This window comes from Stenotrophomonas sp. YJH_SMC_25, assembly GCF_059369595.1.
Genome location: NZ_JCAFSV010000001.1, coordinates 188,250 through 203,558, shown reverse-complemented (window position 1 = coordinate 203,558; position 15,309 = coordinate 188,250). Strand labels below are relative to the sequence as shown.

Genomic DNA, 15,309 nt, shown 5'->3' with positions numbered 1-15,309 from the left:
GGCGCGGGTACCATGCATTCACCGCCCACGGTTCACCGCCATGACCACTGCCTACGATTTCAGCTTCCGCGACCTCGACGGCCAGCCACAGGCCCTCGCCGGGTACCGGGGTCACCCGCTGTTGCTGGTCAATGTCGCCAGCCGCTGTGGCTTCACCCCGCAGTACACCGGGCTGGAACAGCTGTGGCAGGAGTATCGCGAGCGTGGCCTGGTGGTGATCGGCTTCCCATGCAACCAGTTCGGCGCGCAGGAGCCGGGGGACGCCGCGCAGATCCGCCAGTTCTGTTCGCTGGATTATCCGGTCAGCTTCCCGCTTTCGGAGAAGATCGAGGTCAACGGCGAGGGGGCTGATCCGTTGTGGGCATGGCTGTCACGCGAGAAGCGCGGCCTGCTGGGTAGCGCCCGCATCAAGTGGAATTTCAGCAAGTTCCTGGTCGATCGCCAAGGGCGGGTGGCTGCGCGCTTTGCGCCAACCACCAGGCCGGAACAGCTGCGCAGCGCGATCGAAGCGCTGCTGTGAAGGGGGGAGTGCCGGCCGCTGGCCGGCAATCCCGGAGCGCACGGAGAGCCGGCCGGCGGCCGGCTGCCGTTGCAGATCATTTCTCGACGAACGCGCGCTCGAACACGTAGTGACCCGGCTGGCCGATGCGCGGCGAGACCTGGAAGCCGCGGGCATCGAGCACGCTGCGCAGATCAGCCAGCATCTGCGGGCTGCCGCAGATCATCGCGCGGTCGTTTTCCGGGCTCAGCTCCGGCAGGCCGAGGGTGCGCTGCATCTGGCCGCTTTCCATCAGCTGGGTCAGGCGGCCCTGGTTGGCGAACGGCTCGCGGGTGACGGCCGGGTAGTACAGCAGCTTGTCGCCGATCATCTCGCCCAGGAACTCGTGCTCACGCAGTTCCTTCTCGAAGTAATCGCGGTAGGCCAGATCCTTCTCGTAGCGCACGCCGTGGCAGAGGATCACCTTCTCGAAGCGCTCGTAGGTCTCCGGGTCCTTGATGACCGACAGCCACGGCGCCATGCCGGTGCCCGTGCCCAGCAGGTACAGGTTCCTGCCCGGGTGCAGGTCGCTGATCAGCAGGGTGCCGGTGGGCTTCTTGCCGACCAGCACCTTGTCGCCCGGCTTGATGTGCTGCAGGCGCGAGGTCAGCGGGCCGTCCTGCACCTTGATGCTGAAGAACTCCAGGTGCTCTTCCCAGTTGGCGCTGGCGATGGAATAGGCGCGCAGCAGCGGCCGTGCCTCGGTTTCCAGGCCGATCATCACGAACTGGCCGTTCTCGAAGCGGAAGCCGCTGTCGCGGGTAGTGGTGAAACTGAAGTAGGCATCGGTCCAGTGACGGACCTCAAGCACCGTTTCGGCGCCGAAAGCGGAGGACATGGGCGTATCTATCGAAAGTCGTCGGGGTTGATTCTATCTCAAATGAGATGGGTTCTCATTGGGCGGAACGAGAGGCGTTCTCAGCGGTAACCCGCCGCCTGCAGCTCGAACAGCTCGGCGTACCGTCCTCCCTGGGCCATCAGCTGCGCATGGGTGCCGCTGGCCTCGATGCGGCCATCGGCCAGCACCAGGATGCGATCGGCCATGCGTACCGAAGAGAAACGGTGGGAAATCAGCACTGCCGTACGATTATCCGCCAGCTCCCTGAACCGCTGGAACACTTCGAACTCACTGCGCGCGTCCAGCGCTGCCGTTGGCTCATCCAGGATCATCACCTGCGCATTGCGCATCCACGCGCGGGCAATGGCGATCTTCTGCCACTGGCCACCGGACAGGTCCACGCCCTGCTTGAAGCGGCGCCCGATCAGCTGGTCGTAGCCGCCGGGCAGGTCGTCGATCACTTCCTCGGCCATGCCTCGTCGCGCGGCATCGGCGATTCTTGCCTGGTCGTCCATCGCCTCGACCTGGCCGACGCCGATGTTCTCGCCGGCGCTGAGGTTGTAGCGCACGAAGTCCTGGAAGATCACCCCGAGGTTGGCGCGCAGGTCGTCCAGGTCGTAGTCGCGCAGGTCGCGGCCGTCGAGCAGGATGCGGCCTTCGTCCGGCTCGTACAGCCGTGCCAGCAGTTTCACCAGCGTGGTCTTGCCCGCGCCGTTCTCGCCGACCAGGGCCAGCACTTCGCCGGCCTGCAGCTGGAAATCGAGGTGGCGCACCGCCCACTGTTCGGCATCGGGATAGCGGAAGCCGACGTTCTCGAACACGAAGCCCTGGCGGATCGGCTGCGGCACGCGTATGGCGCCTTCACGCGAGTGGATTTCCGGCTCGATCTGGAAGAACGAGAACAGGTCGTCCAGGTACAGCGCCTGGCTGGCCACCTGCGAGAAGCCGATCAGCAGGCCTTCCAGCAGCTGGCGCAGGCGCAGGAAGCTGCCGGCAAGGAAGGTCAGGTCGCCGATCGAAAAGTCGCCGCGCACCGTGCGCCAGGCAATGTAGGCGTAGGCGGTGTAATACCCCAGCGTGCCCAGCGCAGCCAGCAGCGTGCCCCAGAACGCGCGGCGCCGGGCCAGTGCACGGTTGGCCTGGAACAGCGCCACCGACAGCCGCCGGTAGCGTTCCACCAGGAAGCGGTGCAGGTTGTAGATCTTCACTTCCTTGGCCGTTTCCACGCTGGCACCGAGCTGGCGCAGGTAGTCGAGCTGGCGGCGCTCGGGCGTCCACTGGAAGTTGAGGCTGTAACCGGCCGCATTGAAGTGCGATTCACCGATGAAGGCCGGCACCAGTGCCAGCACCAGCAGCAGGATCAGCCACGGTGCGTAGACCAGCAGGCCAACGGCGAGGCTGGCCACGGTGATCGCGTCCTGGACCTGGCCGAACAGCTGGCTCATCAGGTTCATCCGGCCCATGGTCTGGCGCCGCGCACGGTCCAGCTTGTCCTGCAGGTCCGGGTCCTCGAAGTCCTCCAGATCCAGCGTCGCCGCGTGTTCCATCAGCCGGATGCTGGTGACGTTGGCGAACAGCTCGGAGAGCAGGGCATCGGCGTAGCTGACCAGCCGGCCGAGCAGGTCCGAGGCGATGGCCAGGCCGAATTCCAGCGCCAGCAGGCCCAGCAGCGGATTCAGCACGCCGCTGGACAGCGCTTCGCCCAGCGGCGGGAAGCCCGCGTCGTGCTGGCTCAGGTGCAGGGCGCTGTCGATGATCAGCTTGCCGACGTACAGCATCGCCACCGGCAGCAGCGCGCGGATCAGGCGCAGCCCGAGGCTGGCCAGGGTGAGCGCGGGACTGGTCTTCCAGACCATGCGCAGGAACGGCGGCAGGTTGCGCATCGCCCTGAAGCGCTGGCGCAGGCTGGGTTTCTTCGCGGCGGCAGCGCCAGCGGTGGGGGTAGCAGGCATGCGCGTATTGTGCGCGCCTGATACGTGCAGAGGGGGTCAGTGCAGGCGTGTGGCCGGCACCGGGGTCAGATCCCTTTGCGCGGCAAAGGGCTCTGACCCCAGCGACCCACAGCGGGTCAGGGCCCTTCGCGAAGCGAAGGGATCCGACTCTCCCGCATCCACGCATGGCGTGGATCTACCGTGTCGACCAAGGTCGACACCTACCAGCAGCACCGATGAACTGTCGAAGGCGGGGTGGGTCAGGCCGGCAGCGGCGGCAGCAACCCCGCACCGAGGCGGTTCCAGGCATTGATCACCGCGATGCCCATGCTCAGGTCACTGATGCCCTTCTCATCGAAGTGCGGCGCCAATGCATCGAACGCCGCCTGCGACGGCGCGCCGTCGGTCAGCCGGGTCAGTGCCTCGGCCCAGCCCAGCGCCGCGCGCTCGCGTTCGTCGAAGAAGCGGCTCTCGTGCCATGCCGGCAGTGTGTCCAGCTTGCGCGGCTCGATGCCGCCCTTGCGCAGCGCCGTGCCGTGCATGTCCATGCAGTAGCCGCAGCCGTTGAGCTGCGACACGCGCAGGAACACCAGTTCCATCAGGGTCGGATCGATCGAGCTGTCATGCACCGCCTGGCTGGTGGCCAGCAGGCCCTTGAAGGCCTCGGCGGCCAGGCGGGTGTAGGGGACGCGGGGAGAAGTGTGATTGGACATCGGGGGCTCCACGGCGGCCACGATGGCCGCCTTTCACTACCAGGACGCCGCAGCGTCGCCGCGCGTGACAACCTTCGGCAACTTTTCCGGATTCAACACGCTGTACACGTTGGCGATGCGGCCATCGACCACCTCGATGGTGGTGACCGAGTGCAAGCGATCACCCACAAAGCGCAGGATCGCCGGCTCGCCGTTGACGTAGCCCAACTGCGCCGGATGCACCGCGCCGCGGCGGGCAATCGCCCAGAACAGGCGACCGATGCGCTCGGCGCCCAGCAGCGGGCGCACCGCTGCGGTGACCACACCGCCGCCGTCGGACACCAGCAACGCGTTGGCGTGCAACAGGGCCTGGATCGCCTCGCTGTCGCCGCGCTGCGAGGCATCCATGAAGCGCGCCAGCAGCTGCCGGTGCTGGCTGGCATCGGCGTTGAAGCGCGGCCGTCCGGCCTGCAGGCGCTGCCGGGCACGGTGCACCAGCTGCCGGCAGTTGGCCTCGCTGTGGCCGATCAGCTCGGCGATCTCGCGGTAGTCGTGGTCGAAGGCCTCCTTCAGCAGGAAAGCGGCGCGTTCCTCGGGGCCGAGCTGTTCAAGCAGGGTCAGGAAGGCGACCGAAACGTCGTCGGCCAGGGCATGCAGCTGGGCCGGGCCGGGCGCCGGGTCGGGCTCCAGGGTGACCGCCAGCGGCTCGGCCAGCCATGGGCCGACGTAGTGCACGCGCTCGCGCTTGGCCGCGCGCAGCCGGTCCAGGCCGAGCCGGGTGGTGGTGGTGACCAGCCAGGCTTCGGGGTCGCGGACGGCCGCCGGGTCGGCGCCGGACCAGCGCAGCCAGGCATCCTGGACCACGTCTTCGGCGTCGGCGCGGCTGCCAAGCAGGCGGTAGGCCAGGGCCATCAGGCGCGGGCGGTGGGTCTGGAAAGCGGTTTCGGCGTTCATGTGGGCAAGGACGCCGCAGTGGCGCGTGGCGTGACAGAGCGTCGGGGGAATCTTGCCGGCCAGCGGCCGGCACTACCACCCCGGGGCCGGGGGAGGGGGTAAAATGGGCGGATTACCCCCGCCAGCCTCGAGCAAGCGAGCAAGACGTGACATCGATCAAGCAGGAAGACCTCATCCAGTCCATCGCCGACGCGCTGCAGTACATCTCGTACTACCACCCGGTCGACTACATCAAGAACCTCGCCGCCGCTTACGAGCGCGAGGAGTCGCCGGCCGCGAAGGAAGCGATGGCCCAGATCCTGATCAATTCGCGGATGTGCGCCGAAGGCCACCGTCCGATCTGCCAGGACACCGGCATCGTCACCGTGTTCCTGGAAATCGGCATGGACGTGCGCTGGGACGACGCCACCATGGGCGTGGAAGACATGGCCAATGAAGGCGTGCGCCGTGCCTACATGCACCCGGACAACAAGCTGCGCGCTTCGGTGCTGGCTGATCCGGCCGGCAAGCGCATCAACACCAAGGACAACACCCCGGGCGTGGTCAACGTCAAGGTGGTGCCGGGCAACAAGGTCGACGTGATCGTCGCCGCCAAGGGCGGTGGTTCGGAAGCGAAGACCAAGTTCGCCATGCTCAACCCGTCCGACTCGATCGTCGACTGGGTGCTGAAGACCGTGCCGACCATGGGCGCCGGCTGGTGCCCGCCGGGCATGCTCGGCATCGGCATCGGTGGCACCGCCGAGAAGGCGATGCTGCTGGCCAAGGAAGCGCTGATGGAGCCGATCGACATCACCGAGCTGCAGGCCCGTGGTGCGTCCAACCGCATCGAAGAGCTGCGCCTGGAGCTGTACGAGAAGGTCAACGCGCTGGGCATCGGTGCGCAGGGCCTGGGTGGCCTGACCACCGTGCTCGACATCAAGATCAACGACTACCCGACCCACGCGGCCAACCTGCCGGTGGCGATGATCCCGAACTGCGCGGCCACCCGCCATGCGCACTTCACCCTCGATGGCAGCGGCCCGGTGATGCTGGACCCGCCGTCGCTGGAAGACTGGCCGAAGCTGACCTACGACGCGTCCAAGGGCACCCGCGTGGACCTGGACACGATCACGCCGGAAGACGTGGCCAGCTGGAAGCCGGGCCAGACCCTGCTGCTCAACGGCAAGTTGCTGACCGGCCGCGATGCCGCGCACAAGCGCATGGTCGACATGCTCAACAAGGGCGAGCAACTGCCGGTCGATCTGAAGGGCCGCTTCATCTACTACGTCGGCCCGGTCGATCCGGTGCGCGACGAAGTGGTGGGCCCGGCCGGCCCGACCACCGCCACCCGCATGGACAAGTTCACCGAGCAGGTGCTGGCACAGACCGGCCTGCTGGGCATGGTCGGCAAGGCCGAGCGCGGCCCGGCCGTGATCGAGGCGATCAAGAAGCACAAGTCGGCCTACCTGATGGCCGTCGGTGGCTCGGCCTACCTGGTGTCCAAGGCGATCAAGGCCGCCAAGGTGGTTGGTTTCGCTGACCTGGGCATGGAGGCGATCTACGAGTTCACCGTGCAGGACATGCCGGTGACCGTGGCAGTCGACTCCACCGGTGAATCGGTGCACAAGACCGGCCCGCGCGAATGGCAGGCCCGCATCGGCAAGATTCCGGTGGTGGTGGAGTAACTCCCCGCACGCTTCGGTCCAGACAACGGCGCCCGTGTGGCGCCGTTGTTGTATCCGGGGGGGGGATTAACGCGCCTGTAGCCCTTGCTCTGCTACGGTCGGCACACCCTCGCACAGGACGTGTCCATGGCCCTGCATCGATTCATCGTGGTAGGCATGCTGCTGGCGCTGGCCGGCTGCAACACCCCAGCGTCGTACGAAGGCGCGGATTTCCCTGCATCGGCGCAGTGCCGCGTGCAGTGCCAGGCCGGCTATCGCAGCTGCATGGCGCAGAATGACTCTCTCGGCAGCCGCCAGAGCAATTGCGAGCAGCGGATGGTGCCGGCGCCGGACAAGCGCTGCAAGGACGTGGACAACCCGGACCTGCGCCATGCCTGCGAACTGAAGACGCATGACTGTACGATGCGCGCGCCGATGATGTCCTGTGGCGAACGCCGGGATTCCTGCATGAGCAGCTGCGGCTGAGCAACGATCGTGCGCGCGGGCGCATAATCGGCTGATCCACCTGTACAGGATCTTCTGCATGAGCACCACGCTGTATGGTTCGACCAGTACCGCCGCGCTGGTGGTGCACTGGCTGCTGATCGAGCTGGGCATCGAGCATGAACTGGTGCTGCTGGATTTCGACGCGCGCGAGCACAAGTCGGCGCAGTACCTGGCGCTGAATCCGGCCGGTGTGGTGCCGACACTGCTGATCGATGGCCTGGTACTGACCGAAGCGGCGGCCATTGCGTTGTACCTGGCTGATCGCCATCCGGACGCCAACCTGCTGCCCGCGCTGGGCACGCCGCAGCGCGCCGATGCCTACCGCTGGATGTTCTGGTGTGCCAATACGCTGCAGCCGGCCTATCGAGCCTGGTTCTATCCACACGAAATGGCGGGCGAGGCGAATATCGAGGCCAGCCGCGGCATGGCACGGCAGCGCCTGGAAGCGGCCTGGCAGCATGTGGCCGCGCACCTGCATGCACATGGCCCCTACCTGCTGGGCGCCACGCCCTGCGTGGTCGACTACATGCTGGTGATGCTGATGCGCTGGTCGCGCAACATGCCCAGGCCCACCGACACCTGGCCGGTACTGAAGGCGCACGCCACGTCGATGAAGGCGCGCCCGGCGTTCGCCGAGGTGTACCGCCGCGAAGGCATCACCGACTGGCTGTAAGCCAGCCGGGGGGGAGGGCATCCGGGTAGAAGAGGGCGCTGGGGTAGAGTCGACTGTCAGTCGACTATCGCACGCAGTGCGGGCTTTTCCGCGGATGCATATGAAGGGTGGGGAGGGAGTCGACTAACAGTCGACTCTACCAACAGTCGACTCTACCAACACGCTCCGCTACGCGGCGGCGAGGCGGGTTACAGGATCTCCAGCACTGTTTCCGGTGGACGGCACAGGCGTGTGCCCTTGTCCGTGCGCACCACGGGGCGGTTGATCAGTCGCGGGTGTTCGGCCATCGCGGCCAGCAGCGTGGCCTCGTCCGCACCTTCCAGGCCCAGTTCGGCGAACTGCGCCTCCTTGCTGCGCACCAGATCACGTGCGCTCAATCCTGATTCGGCCAGCACCTGGCGCAGTGTAGCCACATCGGGTGGATTGCCGAGATACTCGATCACCGCTGGATCAAAGCCGGCATCACGTATCAGCTTCAATGCGCCGCGCGAGTTGCTGCAGGCCGGGTTGTGCCAGATCGTCACGGGCATCAGAACCACTCCAGCAGCGACACGCCCACGCCCACGTAGGTGGCCTTGTGGTTGTAGTCGATCAGGCTTTCGCCGTAACCGTCGAACACCTGCACATGCCCGCGCAGCAGGTTGCTGATCGGGAAACCGTAATCCAGCTGCAGGGCACCGTGCGAGCGGCTGCCGGTGCGCAGCGAATGGCGCGCCATCAGCGAGACTTCGTGGCCGTTGCGGTTCCAGGTCAGGGTCGCATCACCGCGGCCCATGTAATCCTCGATGTCCGGGTTGTTGTCGTCGCTGCGGGTCTCGGGAATGCGGTACCAGGGGCGCAGTACCAGCGCCCAGTTCTCGCGGTCCAGGCCGATGTTGAGCATCACCCGGTTCCAGCTGCGCGAAAGCGGGTCGGCGCGGCCGTTGGATTGGTGGTTCAGCGCGATGCCGGTCATGCGCCCGCGCCAGCCACCGATCGAGTAGCCGTTGCGGAACACCATCATCACTTCCGGCTCGTAATTGGTTTCGCGGAACGGGCGTGAATCCTCGCCGTTGTAGGCCTGCCAGCGCGAGCTCTGGGTGTAGCCGGCCCAGATGTCGCCGTTGTCGCCGAACAGGTTCTCGGCGATCTTGGTCTTGAAACTGATCTGGAACTTCAGCTCGGCACTGTCCAGCACCTGCGGCGTGGTGACCGTGTTGGCCGGGTTCGGCGAATGCGGCGTGGTGTTGCGATCGCTGGTCCAGAATGCCGGCAGCAGGTACACCGGCTTGTAGGCGCGCAGCTGGAACGGGCCCAGCTTGGAGTCCTCGGCCAGTTCCCAGCGGCTGTCCAGCAGCGAACCGCGGCCAGCATTGGCCAGTGCGCTGTCAGGGGCTGCTGGACGGAACAGATCGCTGACCCGCTCGCGCAGCTTCTCTTCGCCCTGGCTCACGCGTGCAGTCTGGCGTTCTTCGCGACGGGCCTGCGCGGCCGCCTCGGCCGCAGCGTCGGCCTCGGCAGTGGCCTGCGGGGTACGGCCGAACTGGCGGTCATAACAGGCCAGGCGGGCAGCATCGGTGGTAATCGCCGCGCACGCGGCCGGCGAGGCTTCGGCGCTGGGCGCGAACTCCTGCGCGGCCAGCGGCGCACTGGCCAGGGCCAGCGCCAGCGGCGCGAGACGGGGAAGCAGCGGAGACAGGGTCATTGCAGCAGGCCCTTAGGTGAATACGGGAATCGCACAGTGTGGCGGCTGCACCGGTTCACGGCCAGCCCCCACGGTTTATGCACGGGCACCGCGTGCGCGCGGCGTGAAGGCAGTGCGGGTTACAGGAACCAGGCGAAGGCGAACAGGCCGAGCATCGCGATCACCACGGCCAGTTTCAGCGCCAGGCCGAGCAGGATACCGAGCCAGGTGGCCAGGCCTACCTTGGTCGAGCGCCCCAGTTCGCGGGTGTGCCAGTACTCGCCGGCCAGGGCGCCGATCAGGGGGCCTGCAAAGAGGCCGATCGGCATGAAGAACAGGCCGACGATGCTGCCGACGAACGTACCCCACAGCGCCTTGCGGCTGGCACCGACCCGCTGCGCACCCACCACCGTGGCCAGCACGTCCACCAGCAGCGAGAGGACGGTCAGTACGCCCAGCGCGACCAGGGTCGGCCAGCCGACGTGGGTGAAGCCGTCCGCCCAAGCCGCCAGCAGCAGTCCGATGAACACCAGCGGGATGCCGGGCAGGGCTGGCAGGATGATTCCGGCGATGCCGACAAGGACAAAAATGACCGCTAGCAGATATAAGATGAATGAGAGTCCCATGCTGTCCCGTATGGTCGCCGTTTTGGGGTTGACAGTGAAAGATTTTGCCAGTTGCTTTTTCGTTTTGGGCGGGTTAAGTTGCAGTCGCTGAGCTTGGCAAGGTCACCGTGGATCGTGGCCTGATGAAGCAAGATCTTCCCGATCCGCTGCATCGATGCACCTCGCTTCCCCCTTGCTTGTCAGCCGCCCACCAGGCGTTTCCAACAACAAGAGAGAGTCACCAGGGAGTTAGTGAGATGTCTGATCGCGAGACCGGTACCGTCAAGTGGTTCAACGATGCAAAGGGCTTCGGCTTCATCAGCCGTGAAAACGGCGAAGACGTGTTCGTGCACTTCCGTGCCATCCAGACCCAGGGCTTCAAGAGCCTGAAGGAAGGCCAGAAGGTCACCTTCACCGTCGTGCAGGGCCAGAAGGGCCTGCAGGCCGACGCCGTGCAGCCGACCTGATCGCGCTGCAAGCCGTCACATGAAAAAGGCCCGCGCAAGCGGGCCTTTTTCTTTGCCGCCGGCCCGGCGCAGGTCAGCGCAGGATGACCTTGCCGTTGACCACGCGCACGTAGGTGTTTTCGCGGATGCCGCCGAGGTCGCGCTGGTTGACCACGATGGTGCGGCCATCGTCCATGCGCACGCTGATGTCGTAGGTATCGCTGGTGACGTTCTTCTGGATCTGGTTGCCGGCCAGCGCGCCACCGACCGCACCTGCGGCCGCAGCGATGTTCTTGTTGCCACGGCTGCCACCGGTGTGATCGGAGATCTCATGGCCGGCCACGGCACCGACGATGCCGCCGAGGATGGCGCCGGTCGCGCTGGGCGCGGTGCGGCCCGACGGCACGGTGTTGATGCGGGTGACGATGCCACAGTCAGCGCAACGGCCCTGGTTGTAACCGCCGTTGTTGCCGTAGCCACCATTGTTGTAGCCGTTGTTGTAACCACCGCCACCGTAGCCGGGCGAGGTGGCACAGCCAGCCAGGGCGAGGGTAGCGATGGCGCTGGCGGCAATGAGCTGGATCTTCATGGAGCGTCTCCTGGCCGTGAAGGCGGGTGTGTTGGGTGGTACTGCGTCATGCAGCAGGGTGGACGAATCCTCTCCTTTCGAACGTGAACAAGGTGCCAACCAGGCGTGCCTTGCCCGGCTACAGGATGAATGCGCGTCAGCGGAAGTCCTGGTGGCAGGCGCGGCAGTCGGCCTGCACGGTTTCCACGACCTTGGCCAGGGCGGTGCAGTCACTGGGCGGAGCCGCCAATGCGGCGTTGAGGTTGCCGCGCAGCTGGCTGGCGTGCTGCTGGAACCGGCCGTTGTCCTTCAGCCCGGGAAAGGCCAGGTCGAGGTCGTTGGACAGAAGGCGCAGGGCCTGCAGCCGCGGCACGCTGTCGGCCAGGCTGCAGCGGTTCTGCTGCTGGGCCTGCTGCAGCAGCTGCGATTGCCGCTGCATCACCTGCATCAGGCTGTCCGGGAACGGGTCGCGGCGGGCCTGCAGGGCGCGGCCGACCATGACCGTGGCGACCAGGCCGATCAGCAGGCCCAGGCACAGCACGAACAGGTACCGCTGGGCAGTGGACGGGCGGCGGGGCGGGCTGGCGTTCATGGCGGGCTCTCCTGGCGTGCAACGGTGGGTTCGATGCCGGCGCGCTGTAGGCGCTGGCGCCTGCACGTTAAAATAGCCGCATGAACGAACAGGTCAAACAACGCTTCGCCGGCATCGAACGGCTGTATGGCGTAGGTGCGCTCGAGCGCCTGCAGGGCAGCCGCGTGGCGGTGGTGGGCATGGGCGGGGTCGGCTCGTGGGTGGTGGAAGCGCTGGCGCGTTCGGCGGTCGGCCACCTGGCCCTGATCGACGCCGATGACATCTGCGTGTCCAACACCAACCGGCAGCTGCCGGCGATGGAAGGCAACTACGGCCGCAACAAGGCCGAGGCGATGGCAGAGCGCTGCCGCGCGATCAACCCGGACATCGAGGTCGATGCCGTGCAGGCATTCCTGACCGTGTCGAACATGGCCGAGTTGCTGGACCGTGGCTTCGACCTGGTGATCGACGCCTGCGACAGCTTCCGGGTGAAGGTCGAGACGATCGCCTGGTGCCGCCGCCGCAAGCTGCCGCTGCTGACCGTGGGGGCTGCCGGTGGTCGCACCGATCCGACCCTGGTGCGCATCCGCGATGTCTCGCGCACCGAGCACGACGCCATGCTGGCGCTGATCCGCAAGAAGCTGCGCAGCGAGTTCAATTTCCCGAAGAATGCCAAGCGCTATTTTGGCGTACCGGCGGTGTACTCGCTGGAAAACGTGAAGTATCCGCAGGCCGATGGCAGCGTCTGCGGCATCCGCCCGAACCTCGGTGCGGATGCTGCATTGAAACTGGACTGTGGCGCAGGCCTCGGTGCGGCAACCCACATCACCGGTGCCTTCGCCTTCGCGGCGGTCGGCAAGGCGCTTGAAATGCTGCTGGAGCCGAAGAAGGTGAAGGCCGAAGTGGTCGAGTCCAGCGAGGTGTGATGGATCGTGCCGGCCAGCGGCCGGCACCTGCCCGTTACATTGCCGGCAGCGCGAACAGGCGCCGCGCATTCTCCGTCGTGGCCTGGGCCACCGCGTCCAGCTCCATCCCGCGCAGTGCGGCCACGTGGCGGGCGATGACTGCCAGTCGCGCTGGTTCGTTGCGCTGGCCGCGGATGCCGGCGTCAGGCTGGTCGGGCGCGTCGGTCTCCAGCAGCAGCTGTTCCAGCGGCATCCCGCGCACCAGGCGCTGCAGCCGTTGAGCGCGATCGTAGGTCAGCGGACCACCGAGACCGAGCAGGAAGCCTTGCCGGTGCAGTTGCGCGGCCTGTTCCGGGCTGCCGGAAAAGCTGTGCACCACGCCGCGCAGGCCGCCGACGCGACGGATCGCGGCAATGACCGCATCCACCGCGCGTCGCGCATGCACGATCACCGGCAGCTCGAACTCGCGGGCCAGTTGCAGCTGGCCGATGAAGTACGCCTGTTGCGCCTCTGCATCCAGTCCCTGCACGAAGAAGTCCAGCCCGCATTCGCCGATCGCGCACGGGCGTTCGCGATCGATCCATTCGCGCAGCAGCGGCAGATGGTCGGGCCGGTGCTCGGCCAGGAACATCGGATGCAGGCCGTAGGCCGGGTACAGCCCCGGTGCCTGCCGGCAGACCTCGCGCAGCTTCGGCCAGCTGGCGGCCGTGACGGCCGGTACCACCTGCTCGCGCACACCCGCGGCGCCCGCGCGCTCGATCACCGCCGTGCGGTCAGCATCGAATTCACTGGCATCCAGATGGCAGTGGCTGTCGACCAGCGGAATCAACGCTGTTCCAGCGGCGGCGGGGCCGGGACTGTATTGCGGCTCTTCCAGTTGGCCAGCAGCAGGGTGCCGAAGCCCAGTACCAGCTCGTCGACGAACGGAATCGGGTCGGGAATGAACAGGGTCAGCACGAACAGGCCGGCGGTCAGCTTGAACAGGGTGGGGTAGCGCAGCCGGCGGGCCCATTGCAGTACCGGCAGCAGCATCGGGTTGGCCATGGCGTGGATCCTCGTGGGGAATATGCAAACGCTACCACGGGCCCAGCATTTCCCGATGCTGAATGGGTTACAGGAATGAGCAGGAAATGTGGAGATTCCGTTCAGGCAGTGCATGCTGCAATCTGGGCCGAGAACGTTGCGGATGGTCCGCAAGGAGCAGGTCATGAAAAGCACAACTACAACTGTCCTGGTCGCAGCGGGCGCGCTGCTGGTCGGTGGCATCGCCACCGCCGCCTTCATGAAGAGTGGCGACAAGTCGCCTGATTCCATCAGCGCCGGAACCCCCAACGGTGAATCGCGGCTGGTTGACGGCAATGCCGTTGACGATGGCGCGCGTGGTGACAAGCTCGACCCGTCTGCACCGCGCGGGCTGGAATACGCCGACGTGCTGAAGGTCGACCCGATCACCGAGAAGCAGAAGGCCTACGCCACCGTGATCGGCACCGATCCCGTGCGCGAGACCTCCACCACCCAGACCCCGCACGAGGTCTGCCAGGACGTGACCGTGCAGGAGCGCCTGCCGGAGCGTGACGGCAACGTCGGCGGCACCGTGGTCGGCGCGGTGGTCGGCGGCCTGCTCGGCAACCAGGTCGGCGGTGGCAACGGCAAGAAGGCCGCGACCGCAGCCGGTGCCGTGGCCGGTGGCTTCATCGGCAACCAGATCGACAAGCGCCATGTGGGTGGCCGCGTGGTCAACCGCACCGAGCGCCAGTGCCACACCGAGACCGCCACCTCCGAGTCGAGCCGTGTTACCGGCTACAACGTGACCTACCGCAACGAGGACGGCACCACCGGCACCATGCGCATGGCCAGCAAGCCGGGCAACCGCATCGCCATGGGCACCAATGACGTGGTGAAGGGCTACAACGTGACCTACCGCTACGACGGCGCCGAGAAGACCGTGCGCATGGACAACAAGCCGGCCAGCGATCGCCTGCCGGTGGTCGATGGCCAGCTGGTCACGCAGACCGCTGCTGCCGGCGCCACTGCGGCCACGCGCCAGTAATCCAGAATACGTGCTGTACCCGACGGGCCGGCGCATGCCGGCCCGTTTCGTTGTGAGCGCGGGCATTCATCCGTGTGGAGGCGGAATCCACCATCATGGTGGCCCCTTCGACATGGAGTCGGCATGAGCATCTTCGACCTGCGCCTGGAAACCGAGCGCCTGATCCTGCGTCCGCTGCTGCGCGAGGACTACGAACCCTATCTGGCGTTCTGCGCCGACGAGGAAACGATGCGCACCCTCGGTGGCGTGCAGCCGCCTTCGGTAGCCTGGCGCGGCTTCTGCAGCCTGGCTGGCGCCTGGCAGCTGTTCGGCTTTTCGATGTTCAGCGTGATCGAAAAATCCAGCGGGGACTGGATCGGGCGGATGGGCCCCTGGCAACCGCAGGACTGGCCGGGTACCGAGGTCGGCTGGGGCATCCGCCGCGCCAGCTGGGGCCGGGGCTATGCGCCGGAAGCGGCGGTCGCGGCGATCGACTGGGCCTTCGACACGCTGGGTTGGCACGAGGTGATCCATACCATCGCCGAGAACAACGACAACTCGCGGGCGGTCGCGCGCAAGCTGGGCAGCACGTTGCTGCGGATGGGCGAACTGCCGCCGCCGTACAACGACAAACCGATGCAGATCTGGGGCCAGTCGCGCGAACAGTGGCGGCAGCGTGCACGCTGAACGTGGCCCGGTAGTGCCGGCCGCTGGCCGGCAACCTCGTTGCAGCAGGATTCGTGCGA

19 protein-coding genes are annotated in these 15,309 nt (G+C 66.6%); 8 read left to right on the top strand and 11 right to left on the bottom strand.

All coding sequences use genetic code 11. The features are described from left to right. Positions 1–40: 40 nt before the first annotated feature. The gene (locus AC5P7E_RS00990; protein WP_005413962.1) at positions 41–520 is read left to right on the top strand and encodes a glutathione peroxidase; all 480 of its coding nucleotides are present in this window, start codon (positions 41–43) and stop codon (positions 518–520) included. 76 nt (positions 521–596) lie between these two features. On the opposite strand, the gene AC5P7E_RS00985 is transcribed toward AC5P7E_RS00990, so the two are convergent. From AC5P7E_RS00985 to AC5P7E_RS00970, 4 genes are all read right to left on the bottom strand, one after another. Then, positions 597–1,376 carry a ferredoxin--NADP reductase gene (locus AC5P7E_RS00985; protein WP_005410300.1) on the bottom strand — a complete coding sequence of 260 codons (780 nt, stop codon included), beginning with the start codon at positions 1,374–1,376 and terminating at the stop codon, positions 597–599. 80 nt (positions 1,377–1,456) lie between these two features. Continuing rightward, positions 1,457–3,328, bottom strand: a complete 1,872-nt coding sequence (locus AC5P7E_RS00980; RefSeq protein WP_024956642.1) for an ABC transporter ATP-binding protein — start codon at positions 3,326–3,328, stop codon at positions 1,457–1,459. 239 nt (positions 3,329–3,567) lie between these two features. Beyond that, a complete protein-coding gene (locus AC5P7E_RS00975) occupies positions 3,568–4,020 on the bottom strand; it encodes a carboxymuconolactone decarboxylase family protein (protein ID WP_005413960.1) in 453 nt (150 codons plus the stop codon). 36 nt (positions 4,021–4,056) lie between these two features. Continuing rightward, positions 4,057–4,953 (bottom strand): RNA polymerase sigma-70 factor, encoded by an 897-nt coding sequence (locus AC5P7E_RS00970; RefSeq protein WP_114618917.1) that lies wholly within the window; start codon positions 4,951–4,953, stop codon positions 4,057–4,059. Between the two features lie 146 nt (positions 4,954–5,099). On the opposite strand from AC5P7E_RS00970, the gene AC5P7E_RS00965 reads away from it, so the two are divergent. The 3 genes from AC5P7E_RS00965 (at position 5,100) to AC5P7E_RS00955 (ending at position 7,776) form a co-directional block, all read left to right on the top strand. Further along, positions 5,100–6,617 (top strand): fumarate hydratase, encoded by a 1,518-nt coding sequence (locus AC5P7E_RS00965; protein ID WP_329761639.1) that lies wholly within the window; start codon positions 5,100–5,102, stop codon positions 6,615–6,617. Between the two features lie 126 nt (positions 6,618–6,743). Further along, positions 6,744–7,082 (top strand): hypothetical protein, encoded by a 339-nt coding sequence (locus tag AC5P7E_RS00960; protein WP_005410295.1) that lies wholly within the window; start codon positions 6,744–6,746, stop codon positions 7,080–7,082. A gap of 58 nt (positions 7,083–7,140) precedes the next feature. Next, positions 7,141–7,776, top strand: coding sequence for a glutathione S-transferase family protein (locus AC5P7E_RS00955; RefSeq protein WP_012480793.1), 636 nt, complete (start codon positions 7,141–7,143; stop codon positions 7,774–7,776). A gap of 188 nt (positions 7,777–7,964) precedes the next feature. Here AC5P7E_RS00955 and arsC read toward each other — a convergent pair whose 3' ends face one another. From arsC to AC5P7E_RS00940, 3 genes are all read right to left on the bottom strand, one after another. After that, positions 7,965–8,306: an arsenate reductase (glutaredoxin) gene (gene arsC / locus AC5P7E_RS00950; protein WP_062607409.1), complete on the bottom strand. Its 342-nt coding sequence runs from the start codon at positions 8,304–8,306 to the stop codon at positions 7,965–7,967. Continuing rightward, on the bottom strand, positions 8,306–9,460 hold the full coding sequence (locus tag AC5P7E_RS00945; RefSeq protein ID WP_005413953.1) for a phospholipase A: 1,155 nt from the start codon (positions 9,458–9,460) through the stop codon (positions 8,306–8,308). The genes arsC and AC5P7E_RS00945 overlap by 1 nt, the downstream gene beginning before the upstream one ends. Before the next feature lie 119 nt (positions 9,461–9,579). After that, a complete protein-coding gene (locus tag AC5P7E_RS00940; RefSeq protein ID WP_033835435.1) occupies positions 9,580–10,065 on the bottom strand; it encodes a DUF456 domain-containing protein in 486 nt (161 codons plus the stop codon). Between the two features lie 236 nt (positions 10,066–10,301). Between AC5P7E_RS00940 and AC5P7E_RS00935 the strand changes: the two genes are divergently transcribed. Continuing rightward, positions 10,302–10,511, top strand: coding sequence for a cold-shock protein (locus tag AC5P7E_RS00935; protein WP_005410290.1), 210 nt, complete (start codon positions 10,302–10,304; stop codon positions 10,509–10,511). Between the two features lie 73 nt (positions 10,512–10,584). Here AC5P7E_RS00935 and AC5P7E_RS00930 read toward each other — a convergent pair whose 3' ends face one another. Both AC5P7E_RS00930 and AC5P7E_RS00925 read right to left on the bottom strand, forming a co-directional pair. Continuing rightward, positions 10,585–11,079, bottom strand: a complete 495-nt coding sequence (locus tag AC5P7E_RS00930) for a glycine zipper 2TM domain-containing protein (protein WP_005410289.1) — start codon at positions 11,077–11,079, stop codon at positions 10,585–10,587. A 136-nt stretch (positions 11,080–11,215) separates the two neighbouring features. Beyond that, positions 11,216–11,650, bottom strand: coding sequence for a cytochrome c (locus AC5P7E_RS00925; protein WP_005413950.1), 435 nt, complete (start codon positions 11,648–11,650; stop codon positions 11,216–11,218). 80 nt (positions 11,651–11,730) lie between these two features. On the opposite strand from AC5P7E_RS00925, the gene AC5P7E_RS00920 reads away from it, so the two are divergent. Further along, positions 11,731–12,555: a tRNA threonylcarbamoyladenosine dehydratase gene (locus tag AC5P7E_RS00920; RefSeq protein ID WP_059034802.1), complete on the top strand. Its 825-nt coding sequence runs from the start codon at positions 11,731–11,733 to the stop codon at positions 12,553–12,555. A gap of 34 nt (positions 12,556–12,589) precedes the next feature. Here AC5P7E_RS00920 and AC5P7E_RS00915 read toward each other — a convergent pair whose 3' ends face one another. Together AC5P7E_RS00915 and AC5P7E_RS00910 are read right to left on the bottom strand one after the other, a co-directional pair. Further along, positions 12,590–13,363 carry a TatD family hydrolase gene (locus tag AC5P7E_RS00915; RefSeq protein ID WP_114618918.1) on the bottom strand — a complete coding sequence of 258 codons (774 nt, stop codon included), beginning with the start codon at positions 13,361–13,363 and terminating at the stop codon, positions 12,590–12,592. Continuing rightward, positions 13,360–13,578: a DUF6116 family protein gene (locus AC5P7E_RS00910; protein ID WP_005410285.1), complete on the bottom strand. Its 219-nt coding sequence runs from the start codon at positions 13,576–13,578 to the stop codon at positions 13,360–13,362. The genes AC5P7E_RS00915 and AC5P7E_RS00910 overlap by 4 nt, the downstream gene beginning before the upstream one ends. Before the next feature lie 163 nt (positions 13,579–13,741). Between AC5P7E_RS00910 and AC5P7E_RS00905 the strand changes: the two genes are divergently transcribed. Then, on the top strand, positions 13,742–14,584 hold the full coding sequence (locus tag AC5P7E_RS00905; RefSeq protein ID WP_005410284.1) for a glycine zipper 2TM domain-containing protein: 843 nt from the start codon (positions 13,742–13,744) through the stop codon (positions 14,582–14,584). Positions 14,585–14,707: 123 nt separating this feature from the next. Next, the gene (locus AC5P7E_RS00900) at positions 14,708–15,250 is read left to right on the top strand and encodes a GNAT family N-acetyltransferase (RefSeq protein ID WP_005410283.1); all 543 of its coding nucleotides are present in this window, start codon (positions 14,708–14,710) and stop codon (positions 15,248–15,250) included. The last annotated feature ends 59 nt before the right edge of the window (positions 15,251–15,309 follow it).